The sequence below is a fragment of the Marinobacter mangrovi genome (genome assembly GCF_016798325.1).
Taxonomy (GTDB): domain Bacteria; phylum Pseudomonadota; class Gammaproteobacteria; order Pseudomonadales; family Oleiphilaceae; genus Marinobacter_A; species Marinobacter_A mangrovi.
The window spans coordinates 79,385-105,086 of sequence record NZ_JAERVO010000009.1; the positions used below are offsets into that span (position 1 = coordinate 79,385).

Consider the following 25,702-nt stretch of genomic DNA (forward strand, 5'->3'; position numbering starts at 1 on the left):
TCCGTTTAGTGTAGTGAATTCCGGCGCTCGCCGGTTATCGGACCTTGTAGGGATTGGGCTGCCCCGGCGGCCGATGACGCATGCGCTTGTATTCCCACTGGTACTGCGCCGGAATCTCACGGACACACTGCTCGACCGAGGCATTAAGGGCGCCTGTGGCCACGACCGGATTGGCGTCATCCAGCCCGGGCTCGCACTCCCGGATCACGATGCGGAAGCCCTCGGCATCCGGCAGCCGCTCGGCATAGGTGATCAGCACCGCTGCGCCGGATTTCTGGAGCAGTTTCGCCACCAGCGTCATGGTCCGCACTTCCATGCCGAAAAAGGGCGCATAGGCATTGCCTTTGCCCCGTGGGCTCTGATCCGGCAGGATGCCGGCGACGCCGCCTTCCCGCAGCAGTCCGATGAGCCGGGCAAGGCCGCGACGGTCGCCCCGGACCAGTTCCGAGCCCAGGCGGCCACGGACCTGAATCATGTAATCCTCGAATTCCGGCAGGTGGGGTGGGCTGTACAGAGCGGCCATCTTGTAGCGCGATGAAAAATACAGACCGGCGAGTTCCCAGTTACCCAGGTGGGGGGCCAGCAGAATCAAACCGCGGCCATCGGCCCGATATTGCTCCAGCAGTTCCTCGCCTTTGATCTCGCGAATCAGGTCCAGGCAGCGTTCGACCGGCCATTCCCACATGAGCGGGATTTCCAGCATGGTCCGGCCCGTCTGCTTCATGCTTTCCCGGCCCAGGGCCTTGCGATCGGCGTCGGGCATGTCGGGAAAACAGATATCCAGGTTAACCTGGGTAACCCGCCGCGATTCCGTCGGTAGCTTCCAGCCGAGCAGGCCCAGGATGGCCCCCACATTCTGGGCCGAGCGCAGTGAGAGTTTGCCGGCCAGTTTCAGCAGGCCAGTCAGCAGCGAGATTCTAGACAGGGCCATGGTCCCGTTGATTTCCAGGTCGATAGAGTCAGGGCAGGAAACTACATCATCCGGTGCGACAGTGCCACTCCGCGGATAATTCGGGTTTGCTACAGTTTTTCAGCCCGGGCCCAGCTCCCTGGCCGGCCATGCACTTCCCAGTCGATGCGCTGTTGGAACCGTGCCAGTTTGCGATCAATGTAACGCCACCGATAAGCCGGGATTGCCGCCAGTTGCGTCGGGACGGCGGGCGCGCCCAGTCCATCGACCAGATAAAGCGTGAGCTGTTGGTCGCGACGGGCCACGACAAGGTTGTGGGGCAGCAGGTTACGGGTCAACAGGCCGATCTGTCGCAGCCAGTCGGTGAATCGGGCGATGGCCCGTTCAATGTCCGGTGTCCGACCGTTGGTTTCCAGATAGCGCTCCAGGGTGATGCCGGGGCGGCCGTCGGCCTCGGTGATCAGTTCGCTGACATTGGCCGGTCCGAGTGTGGTGTCGACGCTGCCATGGAATCGGGGCAGGTGAAGCCAGGCCTGTTCCGGATTGGGTAGCCCTTTGATCTGGCGATGCGCGATGATTTCCTGTCGATTATCATTGATGCGATCCCGGCCCAGCAGTTTCTTGTACCAGGGTTGTCGCGCAAACCGGGCCTCAATATTTTCCGGTCGCAACACCTTGAGGCACAGCCTGTGATCATCCGGGTGAATGTAGCAGGTCCGGTTATATCCCGCTGCGAATGGCGGCTGATGGGTCAGGTCAATCATGATGCGAGCCGGGCTGGATGGTTGCTTTGAGCGTAATTTAGCACGTTCCAGCGGCCGCAGAAGAGAGCGGGAGCGAGACCTTATGGTGGAGAAAGGCTGTATTGCGTACGGCGACTGCAACACGGAGGGGATTGCCGGTTTCACCGGTCAGCTCTGGCCTGATCGGGTGGCCCATATCTTGGGGCTGCCGCTGGTTAACTGTGGCCACACCATGAGTACCACCCGGGAACTGCGCCGCTATGCGCGAGCGTTTCCGCCGTCGGATCACGGGTTTGCGTTTATCCAGTACGGCCTGGTGGATTCCTGGCTGACCTTCCGGGGAGCGCCCTACGTGCTCTATTACCCGGATAACCCGCTGCGCAAATTGGCGCGCAAATGGGTAAAGACACTCAAGAAGCGAGCTCGCCGCTGGCACCTGCAGGACCGGTGGGGCGCGGTTGAACAGGTGCCTTTGGAGGAATATCTCAGTCATCTGCGTGCGGTGATCACGTCGGCGCCGGCCACTCAGTTCGTGCTCGTTGGCACGGCTCCCAACCTGGATGAGCCCCGCAATCCCCGCATCCAGCGCTATAACCGGGCGCTCGCCGAGCTGGCGGAGCGGCTGGACAATGCCGTCTATGCCGATGCCTACGCCGCATTATGGGCCGGTCGAGAGCGCACGCTGATGAACGATGGCACCCATTTGACCGATGAAGGCCATCGCATTCTGGCGGATGCGGTGCTCGATGTTATCCGTCGACGTGTTGCGGCGTGAGTTCCGCATAGACGGCGAGTGTCTTATCTGTCATGGCCTCCAGCGTGAGCGTCTGTCGGGCCAGTTCGAAGCTGGCATGCTGGCGTCGTTGCAGCGTCGAAGCATTCGCCAGGTTCTTCTGGAGCAGCGAGGCAAGATCTCCCGTTGCCGTTGATGCGGCGATGCAGCTACTGGGTAGGAAATGCGCCACCCCGCTGACTGGCGTGGCCAACACCGGGCAACGATTCAACAGGGCCTCGACCATGATGTAGGGGAAGCCCTCTCGCTCAGAACTGATGACGCAGGCGTCGGCCCGGGCGAGCCAGCCGGCGACGTTGGATTCATAGCCCGGCAGGTGAATGGTGCCGGTTTGGCCGGAATCGCGGATCAACGCTTCCAGGCGGGGCCGCTCGCGACCTTCACCCAGTATCACCAGTTGGGCACTTCCGCTGTGAGCGGTGGACCAGGCCTCGATCAGCCGGTTGAAGCCCTTGACGGGTTCCAGGCGCCCGGCGGCCACAACCAGAGGCGAGGCGTCCGGAATGGGAAGTCCTGTCTCTTCCTGCGGCGGTTGCGGATCAATGCCGTTGAAGATGACCCGAACCCGCGGGTGCACCAGGTCGGCGGCCAGTTCGTCGCTGACGGCGATGACGCCGTCAAGACGTTCCAGCCCGCGGTGGGCGGACTTGGTGCCATGGACTGTGCCGACGTAACAGGCCTCGCGGTTCCCCTGACGCCGTTTGACGCCAGCCAGCAGCTGGATCGCCTTGTTGCCCTGGGCGTGGCAGATGTCCGGCTGCAGGCGCGCCAGAATCCGTCGCAGTCGCAGCCCCAGCCAGGGATGCCGGCGGCTGAAGTGAACGGGTATTGGGTGAAAATGGGCGAACGGGATGAAGCGGTCGTGGTAGCGGGCATCGGCCAGCACATGGACTTCGTGGCCCCGCTGGGCCAGGCTGTGGGCCAAGTCCAGAGTGTGTGTTTCCATGCCGCCCCAGGTGGTACCCGGCGTGGCCAGGATCAGCGCAATCCGCAGCGGCCCATTCACGTGACGGTCCTGCCTTGGCGCGCCAATAGCTCGCGGTAGACTGAGAGGGTGGCCTCGGTTTGGGCGGCGAGGTGAAACCGCTCGGGAATCTCGATGGCCGGTCGGGGCTGCCTCAACAAGGTTTGGGCGGTTTGCACAAACGCGCGGGTGTCATCGGGGGCCACCAGGCCGGCCGGGAAACAGGCGCGCAGGGTTTCCGCCGCACCGCCACGCTCGAAAGCAACCACCGGCGTGCCCGACGCCAACGCCTCGGTCAGAGTTCGTCCAAAGGGTTCGGGCTTGGTGGACAGATGGCACACCAGATCCGCGAACAGGTAGAGCTCGTGCATGTCGCTGCGCTGGCCGAGAAACGTGATGCGGTCTTGCAACCCCAGCTCGTCGATCCGTTTATCCAGTTCGTCCTGGTAGCGCTGTTTGCCGCCTTCGAGCCCGCCGACGATAACGCCATGCACCTTGTCATCCTCCCGGACCAATTGGGCGATCACCTCGAGAAACGTCCGTTGGCCTTTCCAGCGCGACAGGCGTCCCGGCATCAACAGGATGCGGCGGTCGCGCAGTTGCGGGTAGTTCGCCAGCAATTGAGTGCGCCATGCCGGATCCAGCGGTGACTCGCAGAACTGACGGGTGTCGACGCCGCGCTGGATCACCGTGATCCGGTCGTCGGGCACCCTGTAGTTCTCGAGAACATAGCGGCGCACGCAGTCCGACACGGCGATCAGGTGTTCGGCCTTGGCCATGATGGCGCTGTAGGGATTGACCGAATACATGCCGTGAAAGGTGCTGACCAGCACCGGGCGTTCTTCGGCGGGGAGCCCCTTCCAGGCCAGGTAGATCACCCAGGCGGGCATGCGCGACCGGACGTGGATTACATCGGGTTTTAACGATTGCAGGAGTCGGCGGACCGGCCGTACCTGCCCCAGTGTGGTCAGGGACTTGCGGTGAATCGGCCGGGTGATATGTCGGGAGCCCGCGGCTTCAAGCGGCGCGACCATAGGGCCACCGGCGGAAAGCACCGTTGAGGTGTGCCCGCGTTTCACCAGTTCGGCGGCAAATTCCACCGTGCCCCGTTCGACGCCGCCGCTCTTCAGTGCCGGAAGGACCTGCAGGATCTTCATAACGAGACACCCCGGCAGCGTTCCAGCAGCCACTGGGCGGCCCGGTCGGCTTCCCACAGGGGCGGAGAAACAGGTGCAGTCGCGGCCATCACCGATGAGGCCTCCGACAGGGTATACAGCCGGCGTCTTTCCAGCAGCGCTTCCACCCCATCCGCCACCCGGCTTCCCGAAACCGGGGGCAGACTGAACAGGCCCGTGGGGATGCCGGCGGTGAGGCTTTCGTACACCATCGAGGCGCTGTCGGGCGTGATCCAGGCGGCGCGGCTGGCAGCCAGCGTGTGCGCCAGCCAGTGATCGTGGGTGTCCCGATGATCGCGAAAACGGACGTGAGGACTTTCGCGCTTCTGCAGGGCGCTGATCAGCTCGGCCGGTGTGCGCCGGCTGGACGTGACCGTCCAGTGCCAGTCGGGATATTCCCGAAGCAACTGATCGAGCTGTCGCAGGATCGTTTCGTCGTCCCAGCGATAATGTCTGGATGGGCCGCCGATCAGAACAACGCTGTGCTTTCGCTCGGTCAACTTCGCCATGGGTGTCAGGGTGTTCAGGACGCCGGTGGTGATCAGGGTATCGGGAAGTGGAGTGGGGTGATCGTGTTGCGGGATAATCCGGCAGTCGATCCAGCGCTGGGGGAAAGACGGGCGCATGAGCAGTGCGGTCAATGCCCCCGGGGTGCGGCGCAGCGCCAACAGCAATCGGTGAGTGCCGGTACCGGCCGCGACGATCAGGGCCGGTCGGCGCAGGTTGTCCGGAAGGTCTAAGGTCGGTCCAACGCCCAGCAAGGCGCGCCAAAGCGGCACCGTCAAGGCGCCGGCGTCGAGCCAGTGACAGCGCGCATCGGCGCAGGCCTTGAGACGATTAGCCAGGCCCCGGAGCTGGTTGCGGTGACCGGGTTTGTCGTCGTGGATCAGCCAGACCACCGGGGGCTCGACGCCGTCGGTCATGGCCGCTTCCTGCGGTAGAAACCCGGATCGTCCCGGGACGGGCGCGTTTTGAAGCGCCGGTGCATCCACAGATACTGATCCGGATGTTTGCGCACCTCGCGTTCGATGGTCGCGTTCACCCGGGTGGCGTCCACTTCGTCGTCGCCGGACGGAAAATCCTCCAGTGGCGGATGGAAGTAGATGTCGTAACCGATCTCGTTGTCGCGCCGGAAGTGGCTGAAGGGAATCACGACGCACTCGCTGCGCTCGGCAATGCGGGCCGTGGCCGTGATGCTGGCGGCTTCCACACCGAAAAACGGCGCGAATACGATGCCTTTGCGGCCGTAATCCTGGTCGGCCGCGTACCAGACGATGCGATTGGCCCGCAGGCGCTTGAACAGGCCCCGCAGATCCTTGCTGTTCAGCGCGACGCCATACCGTTTCTCCCGCGAGCGGGTCATCACGGCGTTCATCAGCGGGTTGTTGTGGTCACGCTGCATCACGTCGGCATCGATAAACAGGGACACCAGGCTGCCACCCAGATCCAGGGTGCTGTAGTGACCGCCGAGCAACAGGATGCCTTTGCCTTTCTCCAGCGCACCGTTCACGTAATCAAGGCCGTGGACCTGGGTCAGGTGGCGCAGGGATTCCGGATCCCGGAACCAGGCCAGGCTGATTTCCATGATGCCAATGCCGTTGGAGTGAAAGGTTTTCCGGACCAACGCCTCCCGCTCGGCATCGCCCAACGCCGGGAAGCAGAGGTCAATATTGACCCGGCAGATATGGCGACGGCTCGACAACGTGCGGTAGGCCAGTTCGCCAATCAGGCGCCCCGCGCCCCACTGCACGCGCAGCGGCAGCTTGGCCAGCAGCCAGATCAACCCGATGGTAATCCAGGTCGGCCACCAGCGAGGGTGTCGGTAGTGGGCGAAATTGGTATCGCGGACGCGTTTGCGTTTCTTTGACTTCGATTGACTCACGGTTCGTCCAGATCTCGGGGTGGAATCGTCCCTGTTGGGAAGCAAGTTTATCAGCTATTGATGCGTTGATAAGGCCAGGTCATTGTCCGGGTTCAATTTATCGGCTGTGAATGTGACCTGTGCGGCCGTCGCAATAAAGACGCAGGACGCAACCGGACCCACATTTCGGTAGAATCCCGACAACTTCTGATCCTGCACTGGAGTGCTGATGCTGCGTTTCGTCTATTCCACCCTTTTTCGCCTGATCCTGCCATTCGTGCTCATACGACTGTGGTGGCAAGGGCGGACGACGCCTGAAGCCGTTGCACACTGGCAGGACCGGATCGGCCTGATCCCGCGCAGCGACAAACCGGTGATTTGGGTGCATGCGGTATCGGTCGGGGAGACGATTGCCGCAGCGCCACTGGTGCGCTCCCTGCTGGCGCGCCGGCCTGACGCCCGCATTCTGATGACCGCCATGACAGCCACCGGCCGGGCGCGTGCCAACGCTCTTTTCGGGGATCGTGTGCGCTACGCCTATTCGCCCTACGATACGCCGGGCTCGGTACGTCGTTTCCTGCGGCGGGCCCGGCCACAGGCCCTGGTCATTATGGAAACGGAACTCTGGCCGAACATGATCTACCAGACCGCCGCCGCCGGCACGCCGGTCTATCTGATCAATGCGCGGCTTTCCGAGCGCTCCGCCCGCAGTTACCAGCGCTTGCCTGGGGCCAGCCGACAGCTCCTGCGGCAGATCGACTGGATTGCCGCCCAGGCAGACGGCGACGCCCAGCGTTTCGTCGAAACCGGCGCAAGAGCGGATTCGGTCTCCATTACCGGAAGCGTCAAATTCGATGTGGAGGTCACCGATGCCTTGCGGCAGGCGGCCGCGACTCTGCGGTCACAGCTGGGCGGGGAGCGACCGGTCTGGATCGCTGCCAGCACCCATGAAGGTGAGGATGAGCAGATTCTGGACGCGCACCAGCAGGTGCTGGCTGGCACCCGTGACGCCCTGCTGGTGTTGGTGCCCCGACACCCGGAGCGATTCGACGACGTAGCGGCTCTGGTCCGTCAGCGGAATCTGGGCTTGGTGCGCCGCTCCGAGGGCGGCGATGCGTCGGATTGCCAGGTGTATCTGGCCGATACCATGGGGGAGCTCATGATGCTCTATGGCGCGGCGGATGTGGCTTTCGTCGGTGGCTCGCTGATCGAGCGGGGCGGGCACAATCCGCTGGAGCCGGCGGCCTGGGGCATGCCGGTTGTGACCGGGCCTCATGTGTTCAATTTCGATGACATCTATGAGCGGCTGGAGAGCGGGGCGGGGCTGGTCCGTGTTCAGGATTCAAGTGAGCTGGCGGATGCGCTCGGCCGCGGTTTCGCGGATTCAGATTATCGCCAACAGCTGGGAACCAACGCGCTGGCCGTGGTCGATGCCAATCGCGGGGCGTTGAAGCGCGTGGTGGACGGGATTGTCGAAAAGCTGGGGTAGGGGATGCTGGCGCCCGGACATAGAGCGCCAGCGAGTCACAGTTTAGGGCGATTTGGTCGGGTCGACGGTCTTGGTGTCGTTGGCGATGGCACCGATGCCCGGCGCCGAACTGCTCAGCCAGCGGTTGAGATCCACCAGATCCTGCGGGCTCAGGGTGCCGGCCACCAGTTTCAGGTTCAGCGTGTTCACCACGTAGTCGTAGCGGGCGTTGGCGTAATCACGCAGAGACTCGTAGTAGTTCCGCTCGGCATCCAGCACTTCCACGATGTTGCGTGTGCCCACCTCGTAACCGGCGCGGGTCGCATCCAGTGCACTGCGGCGGGACACAATGCTTTGCTCCTGGGAATTGACCGTCTCGATGTTGGAGTTGACCGTGCGGTAGAAACTGCGCGCATTTACGCTGACATCACGGCGTACCGTCTTGAGATTCTGGTCCGAGGCTTCCAACTGCGCGCGCTGCTGACGGATACTGGCTTCGGTGCCGTTACCTTCATACAGCGGAACGTTCAGTTGCAGGGCCAACACGCCTTCGGTTGTCGTACCATCGACGGTGCTCTGGTTGGGCGAGACCTGGCCAACGCCGTCCAACTCGGTGTTGCCGTATTTGGCGCTCAGATCGAGGGTCGGATAGTGCCCGGCTTTGGCCACATCCAGCAGCGACCGGTTGGCCTGGAGCGTGTAGGCGGCTGACTGCACGCGCCAGTTCTGTTGCAGGGCGATTTTTTCCCAGGCGGCCGGGTCGGTTGGCTGCGGGCGGGAGAGCGGGAATTCCTGCTGCAGGTTTTCCAGGTCGCCGGCATTCTCGCCGATCAGTCGGCTCAGCTGTTCGCGCGCGATGTCCAGATCGCTTTCGGCGGAAATCCGCTCGCTCTTGCTGGCGTCGTAGCTGGCGCGGGATTCATACACTTCGGTGATGGCGATCAGGCCTACGTCGAAACGTTCCTGCGCCTGGTCGTACTGACGCTCGAAGGCGGCTTCGGCGGCGCGCACTGTGGTCAGGTTGTCCTCGGCGCGCAGCACGTTGAAGTAGGCGGTGGCCACGTCCAGGATCAGCTGCTGCTGGGCCAGGCTGTAATCGGCCCGGGCGCTTTCGCTCTGGAACTGACTGGCGTCGTAGTTAAACCAGTTCTCGGCACGGAACAGCGGTTGGGTCAGTTCCACGCCGTAGCCGTAGGACTTGTAGGAGTCGTCGGTTCGTGGGCCATCGGTATCGATGTGCTGGGCGTTACCGTAGGCATCGATCTTCGGCAGGAGCTGGCTTCGGGTGACCTCGACGTTCGCCTGCTGGGCTTCGTAGGAGGCCCGGGCGGACGCAATGCCGGAGTCATAGGCCAGTGCCTTCTCATAAGCATCGATGAGGTCGGTCGCCATGGCCGGCTGGACAACCAGCAGTCCGACCAGACCGGTGAGCACGGATTTCTTCATGGATTCTCCTGCCTGTGCTTGGTTAGGGAGCCTCATCCCTGAGTGTGGTCCGCGGACCTGCGCGTCGGTCGTACTGGACAGAAGTCGGGAGGCTCGAGGGAGCGGACCTCATTATGGACAAAAATCCATCTGATCTCTACACTTGCGAAAATCACCTTTAAGGGCCTGTACGCACTGTACAGTGCGGTTTGCGAGCCCTTGGGTCGATCACTCAAATGCGTCTTGACGGGGTGCCGGAAAAACCGGCTGAGATTGCCCAGGGCAAAACCCGCGAACCTGATCCGGTTAATACCGGCGTAGGAATCTAAGACAAGCTGTCCAGTGCAATTCAGGCTTTATGCCGGTGTTGTGCCCGGATCTCTCCTCGTCAAACGCGCCCCGTCCAACCAGGACACTTTGCCGTCGATCCACCGGATCGGCCCCGACAAGAGGGACGCCATGATGACTACCGAGAGCATCGAATTCCTGAAGGATGCCGCCGCCGTTGATGAGGCTGCGGTTCAGCCGCTGCCCTGTTCCCGTAAAATCTACGTAACCGGAAGTCGCCCGGACCTGCGGGTGCCGATGCGGGAAATCAGTCTGAGTGACAGCGTGACCGACAGCGGAAGGCACGCCAACGAGCCGCTGGTGGTTTACGACACCTCCGGGCCCTACACCGATCCGCAGGTCCTTATTGATCTGAGGCAGGGTCTGGCGCCGATTCGCCAGTCGTGGATCGACGAGCGTGACGACACGGAAACCTTGCCAGGCTATTCCTCCCAGTACACCTTGCGGCGCCTGAAAGATCCGACGCTGGACGTGCTGCGGTTCGAAGAACGACGCAAACCGTTGCGGGCGAAGCCAGGTCGTAACGTCAGCCAGATGCATTACGCCCGCCAGGGCATCATCACGCCGGAGATGGAATTCGTCGCCATCCGCGAGAACATGAAACTCCAGGAAGCCCGGGCCAAAGGCTGGCTCGACAGCCAGCATCCGGGGCAGTCCCACGGGGCGGCCATGCCGGCCGAGATCACCCCGGAATTCGTGCGGGAGGAAATCGCTCGTGGCCGGGCGATCATTCCCGCCAACATCAATCATCCGGAACTGGAGCCGATGATCATCGGCCGCAACTTCCTGGTGAAGATCAACGGCAACATCGGGAATTCGGCGGTCAGTTCGTCCATCGAGGAAGAGGTGGAGAAGCTCACCTGGGGCATCCGCTGGGGCGCCGATACCGTGATGGATCTGTCCACCGGCAAGAATATCCACGAAACCCGCGAGTGGATCATCCGCAACTCGCCGGTCCCGATCGGCACTGTGCCGATTTATCAGGCGCTGGAAAAAGTGAACGGCGTGGCCGAAGACCTGACCTGGGAGATCTTCCGCGACACGCTGATCGAGCAGGCGGAGCAGGGCATTGACTACTTCACCATCCACGCCGGTGTGCGGTTGCACCACGTCCCGCTGACGGCGAAACGGGTCACCGGTATTGTTTCCCGCGGTGGGTCCATCATGGCCAAGTGGTGTCTGGCGCATCACCAGGAAAGTTTCCTGTATACGCATTTCGAAGAGATCTGCGAGATCATGAAGGCCTACGACGTCTCCTTCAGTCTGGGCGATGGCCTGCGGCCCGGCTGTATCGCTGATGCCAACGACGAGTCCCAGTTCGGCGAGTTGGAGACTCTGGGTGAATTAACCAAGATTGCCTGGAAGCACGACGTCCAGGTGATGATTGAAGGGCCAGGGCACGTGCCCATGCACCTGATCAAGGAAAACATGGATAAGCAGCTCGATTGCTGCGACGAAGCCCCGTTCTACACCCTGGGCCCGCTGGTGACCGACATTGCGCCGGGGTACGACCACATCACCTCCGGCATCGGCGCCGCCATGATCGGCTGGTACGGCTGCGCCATGCTGTGCTACGTCACGCCCAAGGAACACCTGGGGCTGCCCAACAAGGACGACGTGAAAACCGGCATCATCACCTACAAGATCGCCGCCCACGCCGCCGATCTGGCCAAGGGGCATCCGGGGGCGCAGGTGCGGGACGATGCCCTGTCCCGGGCCCGGTTCGAGTTCCGCTGGGAAGACCAGTTCAACCTCGGCTTCGACCCGGACACGGCGCGCGCCTATCACGATGAAACCCTGCCCAAGGATTCGGCCAAGGTGGCGCACTTCTGCTCCATGTGCGGGCCCAAGTTCTGTTCCATGAAGATCACCCAGGAAGTGCGTGACTACGCGAAAGAGCAGGGGCTGGAAACCCGGGATGCCATCGAACAGGGCATGCGGGACAAGTCGCGGCAGTTCGTGGACGGCGGCGCGAAGATCTACAACAAGGTCTGACGGCGCCACCCTGGGCCCTGTCCGGTCGGGCAGGGCCTGTCGCCTGCCAGGGGACTTGCCAATCCGGGCGCCGGCCTTCTATTGTTCGGCTTCACTCTCCCAAACAGGTGAATCATGTCAGAGCAAAAGGTTGCTCCGTTCCAGTTCGGTGCTGAAGACGTCGAAATCGAAAGTCGGGAAACCCTGTTCAAGGGCTTCTTCGGCATGGAGCGGTTGCGACTGCGCCACGCCCGCTTTGCCGGTGGTTTCACCGAAGCCTTCGATCGGGAGATTTTTCAGCGTGGGGACGCCACCTGTGTGTTGCCCTATGATCCCGTTCGCGACGAAGTCGTATTGTTGGAACAGTTCCGCCCCGGTGCCCTGGGGCGGAACCAGTCGCCCTGGCTGCTGGAACTGGTGGCCGGCATGGACGAGCCCGGTGAAACACCGGAAGACGTGGCCAACCGGGAAGCGGAGGAAGAAGCCGGGCTGACGTTCAAGCGGCTGGAGAAAATCTGCCACTACCTGGTGTCGCCGGGAGGCACCACTGAGATGGTGTCTCTGTTCTGTGGTCAGGTGGACGCGTCCGGCGCCGGTGGGCTGTACGGAATTGAGGCAGAGCATGAAGATATTCGCGCGCATGTAATGGCGGCGGATGAGGCTTTGCGTATGATAGCGGATGGGCGGATCAATAACGCCGCCGCCATTATCGCCCTGCAGTGGCTGGCCATGCAGCGGCAGAGATTGAAGCAAGAGTGGTCCTGATGTCAGAGAACGCGGAAATGCCCCTGCGGCGCAAGAAAGCCTATGTGCCCGACCTCAGACGCTTCGGCGCGCTGTGCGAGGGGAACTATGGCCGGATCCGGCGGTTGCGCCTGTTGGCGGAGTCGCAGCCCGACGTGGCGGAGTTCGAATTGCGCGACGGTGACGCCTACTTCGGCCGGGTCCGCATTGAGCAATTGCAGCAGTCCCGATTCACCGAAACGCTGCTGTTGGAACAGATCCACAACGCCGGGCGCTGGCTCAACGATCCGCACCTGACGGTCCGCGTCTACCACGACGCCGGCATGGCGGAAGTGATCAGCTGCTACCGTTACAACCGCATCGAAGCGATTAACGACTACCCCAACCGGTTCATGCACCACCCGGACGAGAAAACCCAGGTCAACGCCTTCCTGGCGGACTGGCTGGATTTCTGCCTGCGTTTTGGCCATGTGCCCGCCGACCGTATTGCCTGGCCGCTGACCGACTGAGCCTCCGGCCTTTGATACGGCGGCGACGTCGAATGTGACAGTCCTTCAGGAAATTGTGCAAACTATCCGCTACTATCTCGGTCAATACCGTTGTTAATGGATATCATTCATCCTGGAGTCGCGGCCCGTTCATGCCTTCCCCTGTTCCGTCTGACAAGCCATCGTCCGCTCCGCTGCGGATCCTGCAGATCACCGATCCCCACCTCATGGCGGATCCCGACGGCGTATTGTTGGGCATGAATACCCGGGAAAGTCTTGAAGCGGTGCTGGCGCTGGCGGCGGAGGCCGAAGTCGCCGCCCCGGATCTGGTGCTGGCCAGTGGCGATATCTCACAGGACGGTTCCGAGGCCGCTTACCGGCTGTTCCAGCGGCTCATGTCCGGTTTCACCTGTCCGGTGATCTGGTTTCCTGGAAACCACGACGATGCCGCAGCCATGCGCAAGGTCATCGCCGGGACCGGAGCCGACGAACGCCGGGTGCTGGCGGGCGGTTGGCAGGTGATCTGCCTCGACTCTTCGGTCCCCGGGCAGGTACACGGGCAACTGGCGGACGGCGAGCTGGATTTCCTGCGCGATTGTCTCGCCGAATACCCGGACACCCCCACGCTCGTGACCTTCCATCATCATCCGGTGGACATCGATTGCAGCTGGATGGCCGATATCGGGCTGGTCAACCGCGACGCCCTCTACCGCGTCTTGGCCGGGCATTCACAGGTGCGCGGATTGCTCTGGGGCCACATCCACCAGGCCTGGGATGACGATCGTGATGGCCTGCGCCTGATGGCAACACCGTCGACCTGCATACAGTTTGCCCCCGGTTCGACGGATTTCTCCCTGGACGACAAGGCTCCCGGTTACCGCTGGCTGGCGCTGTACCCGGATGGCTCGCTGGCCTCGCACGTGCGTCGCGCGGAGGATTACGCGTACACTGTGGACCTCAACAGCCACGGTTATTGATCGTTATGCCCGAACAACCCCGCCTGATTTATCTGCATGGATTCAGAAGTTCGCCCCAATCCCAGAAAGTCACCGAACTGAGAGAATGGCTGGCCGACAGCGGCCTGCCCGTGGAACTGGTGGTGCCCGAGCTTGGCTTTTCGCCGGACGAGGCGGTTGCCCATGTCGAGCAGGCGGTGGCGGAAGCCGGCGATCGCCCCTGCGGTCTGATGGGAAGCTCACTCGGCGGCTACTACGCCACTGTTGTAGCGGCCCGGCACGGTTTGCGGGCGGTCCTGATCAACCCGGCGGTGGCGCCCTACAATTTGCTGCGGCCCTACCTGGGCGTGCAGGAAAACCTGTACACCGGCGAGCGCTTCGAAGTGACGGAGGCGCACATGCACCAGCTGCAGGCCATGGACCCGGGACCACTGGTGAACCCCGAGCACTTCATGGTGATGCTGCAGACGGCCGATGAGACCCTGGATTTCCGCGAAGCGGTCGCCCGCTACGACGGTGCGCCCACGTGGTTGCAGCCAGGCGGCGATCACCGTTTCCAGGATTTCCCGCGGGTCCTGCCAGCTGCGCTGGCATTCCTTGGCATGGCGGCGGTCTGACGCGACGGCTATTCAGTGCCGGCCCGCAATTGCGGTAAACTCCCGGGAAAATGCAAACAAGGACATCCCATCATGAGTCAGATCCCTACGGACCTGAAGTACATCGAAACGCATCAGTGGGTTCGTGTGGCCGGTGACGGCACCGCGACGGTCGGGATCACCGACTTCGCCCAGGACCAGCTCGGTGACGTGGTTTTCGTCGAGCTGCCGGAAGTGGGCGCCACCGTCAACGGCGGCGAGGAAGCCGGTGTGGCCGAATCGGTCAAATCCGCCTCCGACGTCTTCAGTCCGGTCAGCGGCGAGGTGATCGAGGTGAACGAGAGCCTCGAAGAGGAGCCGGAAAAGCTCAATGAAGACCCCTATGGCGAAGGCTGGCTGTTCAAGGTTCGCCTGAGTGACAGCGGTGAGCTGGATGGTCTGATGGAGGCCGACGCCTACGCCGACCTGGTTGCCGATACCGAGTAACCTCCTCTGAATGACTGCCCGGGGAAATCCCGACTGTCCCCGGGCAGTCTGCCTCCGTATAATTCCGCCACTTTCCCATCTTTGGTTGTGGTCTGCCTATGTTCTCCCAGCTTTTTCTGCGCAAGGGCGCAGAGCGGCGTATTCGCGCCGGACACCTCTGGATCTACAGCAATGAGGTCGATACCAAGCGTTCGCCGCTGACCGCGTTTCAGCCCGGTGATCAGGCGACTCTGATAGCCGCCAATGGCAAGCCCCTGGGGACGCTGTTCGTGAACCCCCATGCCTTGATCTGCGGGCGACTGATCAGTCGCAACCCGGAGCAGGGCATGACGCCGCAGCGTCTCAGCGAGCGGCTGGAAACGGCGCTGCACCTGCGCGAACGCCTCTTCGAGCGTCCCTTCTACCGCTGGGTGTTTGGGGATGCCGATGGGTTGTCCGGACTGGTGATCGATCGTTTTGACGATGTCGTGGTGGTCCAGATATCCACCGCGGGAATGGAGACGCTGAGCGAATCCCTGGTGCGTGCGATCCAGAAGCTGGTGCACCCGCGTTCCATCGTCTTCAAGAACGACGGCAAGATGCGTGAGGTGGAAGGGCTGGACAGCTATGTGTCCGCCGCGCTGGGCGACTTGCCGGAACACCTGGCCGTGGAGGAAAACGGCGTGCTGTTCAAGGCGCCGCTGGCGACCGGCCAGAAAACCGGCTGGTTCTACGATCACCGCATGAATCGCCGGCGCCTGCAGGCCTATGCGCCGGGCAAGCGGGTGCTCGATGTGTTCAGTTATGTCGGGGGCTGGGGCATTCAGGCCGCGGCGGCCGGTGCGGGTCAGGTCACCTGCGTCGACAGCTCCGCGCAGGCCCTGGAGAGCGTCGGCGAGAACGCCCGGCTGAACGGGCTCGACAACGTGGACACGCTGGAAGGCGATGCCTTCGCCGTGCTCAAGGACCTGTGCGACCAGAAAGAAAAGTACGACATCGTGGTGCTGGACCCGCCGGCCCTGATCCCACGCCGGCGTGACCAGAAAGCCGGGGAGCAGGCCTATGCGCGGCTCAACCAACTCGGGTTGCGGCTATTGGAGCGAGACGGTCTGTTAGTCTCGGCTTCCTGCTCCATGCACCTGTCCACGGATCGTCTGGTGGACATCATCCGCGGCAGTGGCCGGCGCATCGATCGTTTCGTGCAACTGCTGGAGCAGGGGCATCAGGCCCCGGATCACCCGGTGATTCCGGGCATCCCGGAAACCGACTACATCAAGAGCTGCTTCGTCCGCTCACTCACCGGCTTCCTCTGAGGCTACCGGCGCCTTCAGGCTGATCCTGGCCAGCGTCTCGCGGACCTGAGCCAGGGCCTGTTGCGCTGCTTCCAGGGCATCGGTATGAATCGGTACCTGGGTCATATCGATCGCCTCCAGTTGCGTCGCTAAAGCCTGCATTTGCTGATTGAGCGTGCTCACTGCATCCGTCCCGTCCAGCAGGACATCGGTCCACTTCGCAGACAGGTGGCGCACAAGCGCGGCTAATTCGCGGAAATCCGTCGCCGCTTCAGGGCTGTGGCCCACCGGCATGCCGTTATGGTCTTCGCCGTCGGGTGACTGACTCCAGGCGGTAAGTGGCTGGCCAATCGTGGCACCCAAGCGCTTGTCGAGCGCCGCAGCCGCGCGGCCGGGGTGGTTGTCGAACGCCGCCAGGCCGGTCACGAGATACGCCGTGTTTTGCGCATTGCACAGGGTCTTGACGTCCCGGTCCAGCACATTGGCGATCAGGCGTAGCAGGTCGTGGCGCCGCTCGGGCGCATTGACCGTTTCCTCCGGCGTCGTTTTCGGCAGCCGGTAACGCTGGATCGTCTCGTCAATGCCGTCCGTGCCGGCCGGCCAGAGCAGGCTTTCCAGCGGATGGAAACCCAGGGTCAGGTAATAGAAGTCAGTGGATTGATGCTCCTTGCGCAGGTAATCCGGCGTCAGTGGAACCTCCGAGTAGGTGAGTCCACTGTGGGGGTAGCCGGGCACCTGGTCCAGATAGCCGGGAAGCAGGGGATGGGCGTCGATCGGATCCCGGTCGTTATGCTGCTGGGGCATGGACTGTCCGGCCAGCGCGTAAAGAAAGGCCAGCTGGCGGTAATCGCTGTGGGCCTCGCGCCAGGCTTGCCGGGCGGTTTCCAGGTTGTCGTCGCTCGGCGCGTCGAGAAACCCGGTAATGGCGTTATTCAGGGTGTCTGCCGCCTTGCAGGCGGCGGTGGTCGTTTGCTCGACGCCGTCCTGCAGCGGCTGGGGGATTCGGGCGGCCGGCGCCGCCGCTTCGTTTTGTTCAGCGTCCTTGTCGGCGGGCGTCTTGTCGGAGCACCCGGCGATCAGCATGCCGGCACCGAGCAAAACAATGAGCCCGCGGTTTGCCATCCTTGCCATGCCGTTCAATCCCTGAGGGTAATAATGGGCCAGTCCCGCTCCCGGGCGAGATCTGCCAGTTTCGGGTCCGGGTCGACAACGACCGGATGGGCCACCTGTTCCAGCAACGGCACGTCGTTGTGCGAATCGCTGTAGAACCAGGCATCACCGGCGGTGCGCTTGTGCTGCTCCAGCCAGGCGCTGAGGCGGGTGACTTTGCCGGCCTGGAAGCTGGGGACTCCGGCAACCTGCCCGGTATAGCGGCCATCCTTCCATTCCGGTTCCGTGGCGATCAGGTCGTCCACGCCCAGCAGATCGGCGATCGGCTGTGTGACGAAGCGGTTGGTGGCGGTGATGATCAGCAGGTAGTGTCCCTGGCGCCGGTGTTGCTCCAGCAGTTCGAAGGCTTTTTCCAGCAGCATCGGGCGTACCCGTTCCTCGACGAAACGTTGGCGCAGTTGGTGCAGGACGTCCGGTTCGTGCCGGGTCAGGGGTTCGAGGGCAAACGCCAGGTAGCGGTAGATGTCCAGGTCGCCGTTCAGGTAATCCTGGTAGAAACGATTGTTGGCGGCCTCGTATTCCCCGGCGTCGACAATCCCTTCCGAGACGAGAAAGTCGCCCCAGGCGTGGTCGCTGTCACCGTTGATGAGCGTGTTGTCCAGATCAAAGATCGCAAGCGTCAAGCTGAGTATCCCCTCAAATCACAGTGTTCGGAGTAGCCTGCCAGTTCGCCCGGAGACGTTCTGAAAGGGGCCGAATTCTAGCATGTTGTAGGGCAACAGGCGCAGTTTGCCCGCCGGTACGCTTTCTGCAAGAATGAAGGCAACTTAGGCAAATTGCGGGCCTTTATCATCAACACGGCGACGGCGGATAGCGCGAGACGTCATCCGAACCGGTCAGCCTGATAGTAGGGCCGCTGCTGAAAAATTCAGATAGGTATATAACGGTGATCGACTCCGACGGTTTCAGACCCAACGTCGGAATCATTCTGGCCAATGATCGGGGAGAAGTTCTCTGGGCAAGACGCATCGGACAGGACGCATGGCAGTTTCCCCAGGGGGGGATCGACAACAATGAATCCCCTGAGGAAGCGCTCTATCGCGAGCTGGGCGAAGAAGTCGGGCTGGGGCAGCGGGATGTGGAAATCATCAGCTGTACCCGCGGCTGGCTGAGGTATCGTCTGCCCCGGCGAATGGTTCGCCACCATTCGCACCCGGTCTGCATCGGGCAAAAACAGAAATGGTTCCTGCTGAGGTTGTTATCTCCCGACGCCAGTGTCTGCGTCGACAGGACGGATTCTCCGGAATTCGACGGTTGGCAATGGGTCAGTTACTGGTATCCGCTGGGACAGGTGGTGTCGTTCAAGCGGGAGGTTTACCGGCGGGCCCTGCGCGAGCTGGCCCCGCGATTATTCCACAATATGGAACGGTGGCAGGGATCGCCGCCGTTCTCGGACAGGATGGATTAACGGTCTATGTTGAGCACGCTGCGAAGTATCGTTCAGGAAGTCAATGGTGCCCGGGACTTGCAGGAAGCCCTGGAAATCATTGTCTCCGGTGTGCAGCGTGCCATGGGAACCGAAGTCTGTTCCGTCTACCTGCTGGATCCTGACTCCAATCGCTACATCCTCATGGCCACCGAGGGTCTCTATAAGGAGGCCGTCGGTCGGGTCAGTATGGCGCATTCCGAGGGCCTGATTGGCCTGGTGGGTTCCCGGGAGGAGCCCATCAATCTGGAAGACGCCACGGCCCATCCCCGTTACCGCTATTTCCCGGAGACCGGTGAGGAGCGTTTCCGTTCGTTTCTCGGGGTTCCCATCATTCACCATCGCCGGGTGCTTGGCGTGCTTGTCGTCCAGCAGCGGGAAAGTTCGCGTTGCTTCGACGAGGGCGAAGAGGCCTTTCTGGTTACGATTTCTGCCCAGTTGGCGGGGGTCATCGCCCATAGTGAAGCCACCGGGGCCATCAGCGGCCTGTCGCTGACCGGTCAGGAAGCGCATGACATCAGCTTCAAGGGCGTGGCTGGTGCCCCCGGCGTGGCGATTGGTCAGGGCGTGGTGGTGTATCCGCCGGCGGATCTGGATGCCGTGCCGGACAAGGCCGTTGACGATCCGGACGCTGAGCGGGAGCTGTTCCTGCAGGCGGTTGGCGCGGTGCGAGAGGACATACAGCTGGTCGCGGAACGGCTGGCGCCGCAACTGCGTCCGGAAGAGCAGGCCCTGTTTGAAGTCTATCTGCGCATGCTGGACGACAACGCGCTGCCCGCCGAAGTCATGAACCGCATCGCCGACGGCCAATGGGCCCAGGGTGCCCTCAAGCAGGTGGTGCAGCAGTACGTGCGGCACTTTGAAATGATGGGTGACCTGTACCTGCGTGAACGGGCGGTGGACATCCGGGACCTGGGGCGCCGACTGCTGTCGCACCTTCAGGAGGGCGATCACCAGGCACTGAACTACCCCGAGAAGACCGTGCTGGTCAGCGATGAGCTGACGCCGGCCATGCTGGGCGAAGTGCCCCGGGGCCAGCTGGTGGGCCTGGTTTCGGTGCGTGGCTCCAGCAACTCCCATGTGGCGATCCTGGCCCGGGCAATGGGAGTGCCGACCGTGATGGGCATGATCGATATGCCCGTTAATCAGCTGGACGGCCGGGAATTGATCGTGGATGGTTTCGAGGGGCAAATCTACGCCTCGCCGTCCGCGGACCTGCGCTCGTTCTACCAGGAAATCTGTGAAGAGGAAGCGGCGCTGTTCCGCGGCCTCGAAGAGCTGCGTGACAAGCCCTGTGTAACCACCGATGGTGTGCGCGTCTCGCTGCTGGTCAATACCGGTCTGATGACCGACGTGGTGCGCTCACTGAGCCACGGCGCGGAAGGCATTGGCCTGTACCGCACCGAAGTGCCGTTCATGATCAACGAGCGCTTCCCGTCGGAGCAGGAGCAGCGGGAGTATTACCGCGAGCAGCTGGAAGCCTTCGCCCCCAACGACGTCACCATGCGCACGCTGGACATCGGCGGCGACAAGGCGCTGACCTATTTCCCGATCAGCGAGGAAAACCCGTTCCTGGGCTGGCGGGGGATCCGCGTCACCCTGGACCATCCGGAAATTTTCCTGGTGCAGGTGCGGGCGATGCTCAAGGCCAGCGAAGGGCTCAACAACCTGCGCATCATGCTGCCGATGATCAGTAACGTGTCCGAGGTCGAGGAGTCACTGCACCTGATTTATCGGGTCTACCACGAGGTCCGTGAGGAAGGCTACGACATTCACATGCCCAAGGTGGGGGTGATGATCGAGATTCCGGCGGCGGTTTACCAGATTCGCGAGCTGTCCAACCGGGTCGATTTCCTGTCGGTGGGTTCCAACGACCTGACCCAGTACCTGCTGGCGGTGGATCGCAACAACCCGCGGGTGGCGTCCCTGTATCATTCGTTCCATCCGGCGGTCCTGCATGCGTTGGTCAAGATTGTTGACGACGCCCACGCCGTCGGTACGCCCGTCAGCATTTGTGGCGAACTGGCGGGAGACCCCGGCGGTGCGGTGCTGCTGATGGCCATGGGTTACGACGCGTTGTCCATGAATGCGGCCAACCTGCCAAAGGTCAAATCCGTGATCCGCAGTATCGATTCGATGTGGGCCCGCAAGCTGCTGGACGATGTACTGGATCTGGATTCGCCCCATGTCATCCGCAGCTGTGTGGATCTGGCGCTCCGGAGCGCGGGGTTCGGCCGCTATCTGCGCCCGGGTCGCTCGGCCAGTAGCTGACTTGCGGCGGCCGATCGCGAGCGGTCTGCCGTTATAGTGTGTTTATTCTAGATTCGGGTGCTAACGTCCAAGGCATCTATTGGATGGCATCGCACCCCGCGGAATTGGCGCGGACATTGACGATCGCGGCGCCTGAATGGCGCTGCGTCAGGCAAGAGCAAACATGGCTGTAAACAAGACGGACATTAAGGACAAACCCCGCATCGGCCTCGCCCTCGGTGGTGGTGGCCCATTGGGGGGAATCTATGAGATCGGAGCCATGCGGGCGCTGGACGAGGCGCTGGACGGCATCGATTTCAACGACCTTGATGTGTATGTCGGGGTGAACGCCGGCTCGTTTGTGGCCGCCAATTTGGCCAATCAGATGACGACCGCCCAGCTGTGCCGGATCTTCGTCAAGAACGAGGCGGAAGTGCATCCGTTTCACCCGGAAGTCTTCTACCGGCCGGCGTTCCGCGAGATCGGGCGCCGCCTGATGGCGGTGCCAGGGCTCCTGGCCAGCGCTATGGGCCGCTTCGTCAACAATCCCTACGACCAGAGCTTCCTGGAAGCGTTGACCATCCTGGCTCAGGCGGCACCATCGGGGTTGTTCGACAACGAAGGGCTGAACGATTATCTGGCCCGAACCTTCAGCATGCTGGGCCGAACCAACGATTTCCGCCAATTACGGCGCAGTCTCTATATCGTGGCGGCGGATGTCGAGAGCACGGAAGCGGTCTGTTTCGGGGCGCCCGGTTTCGATCACGTTCCGATTTCACGGGCGATCCAGGCCAGTACGGCCTCTCCGGGGCTCTACGTGCCGGTGCAGATCGATGGTCGTTATTACGTGGATGGCACCCTGCGCAAGGGGCTGCACGCTTCGGTGGCGTTCGAGGACGGCGCGGATCTGGTGCTCGCGGTCAATCCCCAAGTGCCGATCGACGCCAGCGCCGCCGTAAGGGCCGGTTCCATGACGCCGGGCGCGTTGACCCAGGCGGGCATGCCCAACGTGTTGGCCCAGACCTACCGCACCATGGTCTATTCGCGGATGCAGTCGGGCATTGCCCAGTACGGTCGGGATTATCCGGACAAGGATATCCTGCTGTTTGAACCGACCCGGGACGACGCCAAACTCTTCTTCTCCAACGTCTTCAGCTTCCAGTCGCGGCGGATGGTTTGCGAGCATGCCTATCAGATGACGCGCCGTGATCTGCTGGCCCGGGCCGATCAATTGGAGTCCAAGCTGGCGCCATACGGCATCCGGTTGCGTCGCGATCGCCTGGAAGACGACCAGCGCACCATCAGTACGAGTCTTTACGGGGAAATGCTGCCATTGTATGTGGCGAAAGGTCGCCGCTCAGCGCGTGACCGCCTGAGTTCAGGCATCGACAATGTGACGGATATTCTGCAGAAGGCCCTGTAGTTTTTCGTGGGCCCTGGCTCAGTGGTATCGGACGCTACCGTCCCGTGAACCCCCTTCCTTGTCCAACCGGTCCAGATAGTCCTGCCAATAACGGGACTTCTCCCTTCCCAGTTCCTGCAGATAGGCCCAGGTGAACAGACCGGAATCGTGGCCGTCGCTGAAACTCAATTTGATCGCGTAGTTGCCAACCATTTCGGCACCGGTCACCAGTACATCCCGTTTGCCGGTCTGCAACGTGCCGGGACCGGCTCCATGACCGCGAACTTCAGCTGACGGAGAATAGACCCGCAGGAGTTCGAAGGGCAGTTCTAGTACTTCGCCATTCTCATAACTGAGCACGAGCAGGCGGCTCTGTTTGCGGATGCGGATATCACTGGGGCGTTGGGCTTCGGTGGACATGGGGTTGGCATCGACCGGTGACTGGGGGAGTGGGAGGCGAATGACTCGCCTCCCACAGGTTTTACAGGATATATCGGCTCAGGTCTTCGTCTTCGGACAGATCGCCGAGTTTTTCGTCAACGTAGGCGGCCGTAACCTGGAATTCGCCGGTGGATGAATCGCCCGCATCAAACGAGATGGTCTCCAGCAGGCGCTCCATCACAGTATGCAGTCGACGGGCACCGATATTTTCGGTGGTCTCGTTCACCTTCCAGGACACCTGGGCGATCCGCTCTATGGCGTCGGCGGTGAAGTTCAGCTGCAGACCTTCGGTGTTCATCAGGGCTTCGTACTGCTGCACCAGGGACGCATCCGGCTCGGTGAGGATTCGCTTGAAGTCCTCCGGCGTCAGCGCTTGCAGCTCGACGCGAATCGGCAGGCGCCCCTGCAGTTCGGGAATCAGGTCCGATGGCTTGGACAGGTGAAACGCGCCCGATGCGATAAACAGGATGTGATCGGTGCGCACCATGCCGAACTTGGTGCTCACGGTGCTGCCCTCGATCAGCGGCAACAGGTCGCGCTGCACGCCTTCCCGGGACACGTCCGCGGAGCCGTTTTCGGAGCGCTTGGCCACCTTGTCGATTTCATCGATGAAGACAATGCCGTTCTGCTCCACCACCTGGATGGCCTTCTGCTTGATCTCTTCCTCATTGACCAGCTTGGCGGCTTCTTCCTCGCGTACCGCGACCAGGGCATCCGCGACTTTCATCTTGCGGGTCTTCTTTTTGTCGCGGGACATACTGGAGAACATGTTCTGCAGCTGGCTGGTCATCTCCTCCATGCCCGGCGGGGCCATGATTTCGACGCCGGCGCCGGAGCTGCTCAGGTCCACTTCGATTTCCTTGTCGTCCAGCTCGCCTTCCCGCAGCTTCTTGCGGAACAGCTGCCGGGTGGACGAGTCGCCGGAGGAGCGCTGGCTGTCTTCCTCGAAGCTGCGGGCCGGTGGGAGCAGGGCGTCCAGGATGCGATCCTCGGCGGCGTCTTCGGCACGATGCTCGTTACGCTTGATCTCTTTCTCACGCAGCATCTTCACGGCCATATCCGCCAGGTCGCGCACGATGGACTCGACATCGCGGCCCACGTAACCCACCTCGGTAAACTTGGTGGCTTCCACTTTCAGGAAGGGTGCATCCGCCAGTTTGGCCAGGCGACGGGCGATCTCGGTCTTGCCCACACCGGTGGGGCCGATCATCAGGATGTTCTTGGGCGTGATTTCGTCCCGCAGCGCCGGTTCCAGCTGCATGCGACGCCAGCGGTTGCGCAGGGCAACGGCGACGGCCCGCTTGGCCTCCTCCTGGCCGACGATGTGTTTGTTGAGTTCATGAACGATTTCACGAGGGGTCATTGCAGACATGATGGCTCCGTCACTCTTTGCCGGACAGCACTTCGAGCGTGCGGTTATGGTTCGTGTAAATGCAGATGTCAGCGGCGATGTCGAGACCCTTCTCGACGATCTCGTCCGCCTTGAGCTCTGTGTTTTCCAGCAGTGCCCGTGAGGCGGCCTGGGCAAAAGGCCCGCCGCTGCCAATGGCAATGAGGCTGTCTTCGGGTTCGATGACGTCCCCGTTACCGGTGATGATCAACGAGGCGGTGTGATCGGCCACCGCCAGCAAGGCTTCGAGTCGTCGCAGGGCCCTGTCCGTTCGCCAATCCTTGGCCAGTTCCACGGCGGCCCGGGTCAGGTTGCCCTGATGCTTCTCCAGCTGCGCTTCGAAGCGCTCGAACAGGGTGAAGGCGTCGGCCGTGCCACCGGCGAATCCGGCCAGGACCTGGTTGTTGTACAGGCGGCGCACTTTTCTGGCATTGCCTTTCATCACGGTGTTGCCCAGGGAAACCTGACCGTCACCGCCCATGGCCACCGTGTCGCCGCGTCGTACAGAAAGAATCGTTGTCATGTGAGCTCCAAGTGCTAATGAGCCTGTTGGGAAGGTGCCTCTGAATACGTCCCGAACAGGGGGGCAGGATCAGGGCTTATTCAGAGGCCCCTCGAGATTCCTTAGATATGGCTATGACAGGGTGATTTTCAAGGGGATAGACGGGATGGCCCATCGTGACAATTCAGCAATCATACGATGGCGGTGGGTAGCCGGGTCACGTTTGCCCGGCCGTGCCACGACCGGGCTCAGAGAATCAGCCTTCCTTGGGGACCTTGCGGACCAAAGGCTCGATATTGATGCTGACCAGCTTGTCGACGACGCTGTTCATCTTGCTGCGGGAGTCGAACGGGCCGATGTTGACCCGGTACCAGATGACGCCGCTGTCCAGCTTGATCTGCTCGATGGAGGCGTGCAGCCCCTGGAAGGCCACCTGGGCGCGTTGGCGCTCGGCATCGCTGCGGCCTTTGAACGAGCCGGTCTGGATCATGTACTGGTACTTGCGTTCGGCCGGGGCTGGTCCCGGGTCGTAGGCTTCCACCTTGGGTGGTACCACTTCCGATTCCGGCAGCATGTCGTAGAACTGGAAAGATTCCTTTTTCTCTTTCTGGGCCGGTGCCGCCTTGGGGGTGGTTTTGGCCGTCTGTGCCGGCTGACTGCCCCGGGACGACCCCGCCGGACCGTTGCCCGGCGCGGGCAGCGAGTTCAGGTAGGCAATGAAGCCAATGAACCCGCCCACCAGGGCGAGAGACAGTATCCAGCGCAGGGACAGGCCGCCGGACTGCTTCCGGGGGCTGGCCTTCTTGCTGCGTTCCGGCTTTTGGGTGCCTTTGGCCCGTCGCGGCGCAGGCCGGCTGGTGCTGGTGGCTGCTGCGCCCTGGGGGCGGGACTTCTTGGCGTAATCACGGGACATCGGTGA

At 62.3% G+C, this 25,702-nt stretch carries 25 protein-coding genes and 1 riboswitch; of the genes, 12 read left to right on the forward strand and 13 right to left on the reverse strand.

Annotation, left to right across the window (positions count from 1 at the left end; genetic code table 11):
• Nucleotides 1–34 precede the first annotated feature (34 nt).
• Together JL474_RS20800 and JL474_RS20805 are read right to left on the reverse strand one after the other, a co-directional pair.
• Complete coding sequence (locus tag JL474_RS20800; RefSeq protein ID WP_203143852.1) at nt 35–931, reverse strand: lysophospholipid acyltransferase family protein; 897 nt, start codon at nt 929–931, stop codon at nt 35–37.
• A gap of 89 nt (nt 932–1,020) precedes the next feature.
• The gene (locus JL474_RS20805; RefSeq protein ID WP_203143854.1) at nt 1,021–1,674 is read right to left on the reverse strand and encodes a YrbL family protein; all 654 of its coding nucleotides are present in this window, start codon (nt 1,672–1,674) and stop codon (nt 1,021–1,023) included.
• 82 nt (nt 1,675–1,756) lie between these two features.
• On the opposite strand from JL474_RS20805, the gene JL474_RS20810 reads away from it, so the two are divergent.
• A complete protein-coding gene (locus tag JL474_RS20810; protein WP_203143856.1) occupies nt 1,757–2,428 on the forward strand; it encodes an SGNH/GDSL hydrolase family protein in 672 nt (223 codons plus the stop codon).
• On the opposite strand, the gene JL474_RS20815 is transcribed toward JL474_RS20810, so the two are convergent.
• Genes JL474_RS20815 through lpxL form a run of 4 tightly spaced genes read right to left on the reverse strand, consistent with a single transcriptional unit; the run spans nt 2,403 to nt 6,467 of the window.
• A complete protein-coding gene (locus JL474_RS20815) occupies nt 2,403–3,452 on the reverse strand; it encodes a glycosyltransferase family 4 protein (RefSeq protein ID WP_203143858.1) in 1,050 nt (349 codons plus the stop codon). The genes JL474_RS20810 and JL474_RS20815 overlap by 26 nt on opposite strands.
• The gene (locus JL474_RS20820; protein WP_203143860.1) at nt 3,449–4,567 is read right to left on the reverse strand and encodes a glycosyltransferase family 4 protein; all 1,119 of its coding nucleotides are present in this window, start codon (nt 4,565–4,567) and stop codon (nt 3,449–3,451) included. Before JL474_RS20820 ends, JL474_RS20815 begins: the two co-directional genes overlap by 4 nt.
• Nucleotides 4,564–5,508, reverse strand: a complete 945-nt coding sequence (locus JL474_RS20825; protein ID WP_203143862.1) for a mitochondrial fission ELM1 family protein — start codon at nt 5,506–5,508, stop codon at nt 4,564–4,566. Before JL474_RS20825 ends, JL474_RS20820 begins: the two co-directional genes overlap by 4 nt.
• Nucleotides 5,505–6,467: an LpxL/LpxP family Kdo(2)-lipid IV(A) lauroyl/palmitoleoyl acyltransferase gene (gene lpxL, locus JL474_RS20830; protein WP_203143864.1), complete on the reverse strand. Its 963-nt coding sequence runs from the start codon at nt 6,465–6,467 to the stop codon at nt 5,505–5,507. The genes JL474_RS20825 and lpxL overlap by 4 nt, the downstream gene beginning before the upstream one ends.
• Before the next feature lie 208 nt (nt 6,468–6,675).
• On the opposite strand from lpxL, the gene waaA reads away from it, so the two are divergent.
• Nucleotides 6,676–7,935 (forward strand): lipid IV(A) 3-deoxy-D-manno-octulosonic acid transferase, encoded by a 1,260-nt coding sequence (gene waaA, locus JL474_RS20835; RefSeq protein ID WP_203143867.1) that lies wholly within the window; start codon nt 6,676–6,678, stop codon nt 7,933–7,935.
• A gap of 42 nt (nt 7,936–7,977) precedes the next feature.
• Here waaA and JL474_RS20840 read toward each other — a convergent pair whose 3' ends face one another.
• Complete coding sequence (locus JL474_RS20840; protein WP_203143869.1) at nt 7,978–9,360, reverse strand: TolC family outer membrane protein; 1,383 nt, start codon at nt 9,358–9,360, stop codon at nt 7,978–7,980.
• Between the two features lie 216 nt (nt 9,361–9,576).
• Nucleotides 9,577–9,681: riboswitch (TPP riboswitch) on the forward strand.
• Between the two features lie 120 nt (nt 9,682–9,801).
• Here JL474_RS20840 and thiC point away from each other — a divergent pair.
• From thiC to JL474_RS20875, 7 genes are all read left to right on the forward strand, one after another.
• Nucleotides 9,802–11,682 (forward strand): phosphomethylpyrimidine synthase ThiC, encoded by a 1,881-nt coding sequence (thiC, locus tag JL474_RS20845; protein ID WP_203143992.1) that lies wholly within the window; start codon nt 9,802–9,804, stop codon nt 11,680–11,682.
• A gap of 114 nt (nt 11,683–11,796) precedes the next feature.
• Nucleotides 11,797–12,426: an ADP-ribose diphosphatase gene (nudF, locus tag JL474_RS20850; RefSeq protein WP_203143872.1), complete on the forward strand. Its 630-nt coding sequence runs from the start codon at nt 11,797–11,799 to the stop codon at nt 12,424–12,426.
• The gene (locus JL474_RS20855; RefSeq protein WP_190294846.1) at nt 12,426–12,914 is read left to right on the forward strand and encodes a DUF1249 domain-containing protein; all 489 of its coding nucleotides are present in this window, start codon (nt 12,426–12,428) and stop codon (nt 12,912–12,914) included. The genes nudF and JL474_RS20855 overlap by 1 nt, the downstream gene beginning before the upstream one ends.
• A gap of 131 nt (nt 12,915–13,045) precedes the next feature.
• The gene (gene cpdA, locus JL474_RS20860) at nt 13,046–13,870 is read left to right on the forward strand and encodes a 3',5'-cyclic-AMP phosphodiesterase (RefSeq protein WP_203143874.1); all 825 of its coding nucleotides are present in this window, start codon (nt 13,046–13,048) and stop codon (nt 13,868–13,870) included.
• Between the two features lie 5 nt (nt 13,871–13,875).
• Complete coding sequence (locus JL474_RS20865) at nt 13,876–14,466, forward strand: YqiA/YcfP family alpha/beta fold hydrolase (protein WP_203143876.1); 591 nt, start codon at nt 13,876–13,878, stop codon at nt 14,464–14,466.
• A 72-nt stretch (nt 14,467–14,538) separates the two neighbouring features.
• Nucleotides 14,539–14,931: a glycine cleavage system protein GcvH gene (gene gcvH, locus JL474_RS20870; protein WP_123634158.1), complete on the forward strand. Its 393-nt coding sequence runs from the start codon at nt 14,539–14,541 to the stop codon at nt 14,929–14,931.
• Between the two features lie 98 nt (nt 14,932–15,029).
• Nucleotides 15,030–16,223 (forward strand): class I SAM-dependent rRNA methyltransferase, encoded by a 1,194-nt coding sequence (locus JL474_RS20875; RefSeq protein ID WP_203143878.1) that lies wholly within the window; start codon nt 15,030–15,032, stop codon nt 16,221–16,223.
• Here the strand turns inward: JL474_RS20875 and JL474_RS20880 are convergent.
• Nucleotides 16,203–17,333: an imelysin family protein gene (locus JL474_RS20880; RefSeq protein WP_203143880.1), complete on the reverse strand. Its 1,131-nt coding sequence runs from the start codon at nt 17,331–17,333 to the stop codon at nt 16,203–16,205. The genes JL474_RS20875 and JL474_RS20880 overlap by 21 nt on opposite strands.
• A gap of 5 nt (nt 17,334–17,338) precedes the next feature.
• Nucleotides 17,339–17,995, reverse strand: a complete 657-nt coding sequence (locus JL474_RS20885) for a histidinol-phosphatase (protein ID WP_203143882.1) — start codon at nt 17,993–17,995, stop codon at nt 17,339–17,341.
• Between the two features lie 263 nt (nt 17,996–18,258).
• Between JL474_RS20885 and JL474_RS20890 the strand changes: the two genes are divergently transcribed.
• From JL474_RS20890 to JL474_RS20900, 3 genes are all read left to right on the forward strand, one after another.
• Nucleotides 18,259–18,780, forward strand: a complete 522-nt coding sequence (locus tag JL474_RS20890) for an RNA pyrophosphohydrolase (RefSeq protein ID WP_123634162.1) — start codon at nt 18,259–18,261, stop codon at nt 18,778–18,780.
• Nucleotides 18,781–18,786: 6 nt separating this feature from the next.
• Nucleotides 18,787–21,069 (forward strand): phosphoenolpyruvate--protein phosphotransferase, encoded by a 2,283-nt coding sequence (gene ptsP, locus JL474_RS20895; RefSeq protein WP_203143884.1) that lies wholly within the window; start codon nt 18,787–18,789, stop codon nt 21,067–21,069.
• Nucleotides 21,070–21,232: 163 nt separating this feature from the next.
• Nucleotides 21,233–22,471 (forward strand): patatin-like phospholipase family protein, encoded by a 1,239-nt coding sequence (locus JL474_RS20900; protein ID WP_123634164.1) that lies wholly within the window; start codon nt 21,233–21,235, stop codon nt 22,469–22,471.
• Between the two features lie 18 nt (nt 22,472–22,489).
• Here the strand turns inward: JL474_RS20900 and JL474_RS20905 are convergent, their stop codons facing one another.
• The 4 genes from JL474_RS20905 to JL474_RS20920 form a co-directional block, all read right to left on the reverse strand.
• Nucleotides 22,490–22,870, reverse strand: coding sequence for a gamma-butyrobetaine hydroxylase-like domain-containing protein (locus JL474_RS20905; protein WP_123634165.1), 381 nt, complete (start codon nt 22,868–22,870; stop codon nt 22,490–22,492).
• Between the two features lie 61 nt (nt 22,871–22,931).
• Nucleotides 22,932–24,263, reverse strand: coding sequence for an ATP-dependent protease ATPase subunit HslU (hslU, locus tag JL474_RS20910; RefSeq protein WP_203143886.1), 1,332 nt, complete (start codon nt 24,261–24,263; stop codon nt 22,932–22,934).
• Between the two features lie 10 nt (nt 24,264–24,273).
• Nucleotides 24,274–24,804: an ATP-dependent protease subunit HslV gene (gene hslV / locus JL474_RS20915; RefSeq protein WP_123634167.1), complete on the reverse strand. Its 531-nt coding sequence runs from the start codon at nt 24,802–24,804 to the stop codon at nt 24,274–24,276.
• Between the two features lie 235 nt (nt 24,805–25,039).
• Entirely contained in the window at nt 25,040–25,696 is a 657-nt protein-coding gene (locus JL474_RS20920) for an SPOR domain-containing protein (RefSeq protein WP_203143888.1), read from the reverse strand.
• Between the last annotated feature and the right edge of the window lie 6 nt (nt 25,697–25,702).

Excerpts from the sequence above, each read along its gene's own strand:
- JL474_RS20800 (WP_203143852.1), bottom strand. The coding sequence starts at position 931 with ATGGCCCTGTCTAGAATCTCGCTGCTGACTGGCCTGCTGAAACTGGCC.
- JL474_RS20805 (WP_203143854.1), bottom strand. The coding sequence starts at position 1,674 with ATGATTGACCTGACCCATCAGCCGCCATTCGCAGCGGGATATAACCGG.
- JL474_RS20810 (WP_203143856.1), top strand. The coding sequence starts at position 1,757 with ATGGTGGAGAAAGGCTGTATTGCGTACGGCGACTGCAACACGGAGGGG.
- JL474_RS20820 (WP_203143860.1), bottom strand. The coding sequence starts at position 4,567 with ATGAAGATCCTGCAGGTCCTTCCGGCACTGAAGAGCGGCGGCGTCGAA.
- JL474_RS20825 (WP_203143862.1), bottom strand. The coding sequence starts at position 5,508 with ATGACCGACGGCGTCGAGCCCCCGGTGGTCTGGCTGATCCACGACGAC.
- waaA (WP_203143867.1), top strand. The coding sequence starts at position 6,676 with ATGCTGCGTTTCGTCTATTCCACCCTTTTTCGCCTGATCCTGCCATTC.
- JL474_RS20840 (WP_203143869.1), bottom strand. The coding sequence starts at position 9,360 with ATGAAGAAATCCGTGCTCACCGGTCTGGTCGGACTGCTGGTTGTCCAG.
- thiC (WP_203143992.1), top strand. The coding sequence starts at position 9,802 with ATGACTACCGAGAGCATCGAATTCCTGAAGGATGCCGCCGCCGTTGAT.
- nudF (WP_203143872.1), top strand. The coding sequence starts at position 11,797 with ATGTCAGAGCAAAAGGTTGCTCCGTTCCAGTTCGGTGCTGAAGACGTC.
- JL474_RS20855 (WP_190294846.1), top strand. The coding sequence starts at position 12,426 with ATGTCAGAGAACGCGGAAATGCCCCTGCGGCGCAAGAAAGCCTATGTG.
- cpdA (WP_203143874.1), top strand. The coding sequence starts at position 13,046 with ATGCCTTCCCCTGTTCCGTCTGACAAGCCATCGTCCGCTCCGCTGCGG.
- JL474_RS20865 (WP_203143876.1), top strand. The coding sequence starts at position 13,876 with ATGCCCGAACAACCCCGCCTGATTTATCTGCATGGATTCAGAAGTTCG.
- gcvH (WP_123634158.1), top strand. The coding sequence starts at position 14,539 with ATGAGTCAGATCCCTACGGACCTGAAGTACATCGAAACGCATCAGTGG.
- JL474_RS20875 (WP_203143878.1), top strand. The coding sequence starts at position 15,030 with ATGTTCTCCCAGCTTTTTCTGCGCAAGGGCGCAGAGCGGCGTATTCGC.
- JL474_RS20880 (WP_203143880.1), bottom strand. The coding sequence starts at position 17,333 with ATGGCAAGGATGGCAAACCGCGGGCTCATTGTTTTGCTCGGTGCCGGC.
- ptsP (WP_203143884.1), top strand. The coding sequence starts at position 18,787 with ATGTTGAGCACGCTGCGAAGTATCGTTCAGGAAGTCAATGGTGCCCGG.
- JL474_RS20900 (WP_123634164.1), top strand. The coding sequence starts at position 21,233 with ATGGCTGTAAACAAGACGGACATTAAGGACAAACCCCGCATCGGCCTC.
- JL474_RS20905 (WP_123634165.1), bottom strand. The coding sequence starts at position 22,870 with ATGTCCACCGAAGCCCAACGCCCCAGTGATATCCGCATCCGCAAACAG.
- hslU (WP_203143886.1), bottom strand. The coding sequence starts at position 24,263 with ATGTCTGCAATGACCCCTCGTGAAATCGTTCATGAACTCAACAAACAC.
- hslV (WP_123634167.1), bottom strand. The coding sequence starts at position 24,804 with ATGACAACGATTCTTTCTGTACGACGCGGCGACACGGTGGCCATGGGC.
- JL474_RS20920 (WP_203143888.1), bottom strand. The coding sequence starts at position 25,696 with ATGTCCCGTGATTACGCCAAGAAGTCCCGCCCCCAGGGCGCAGCAGCC.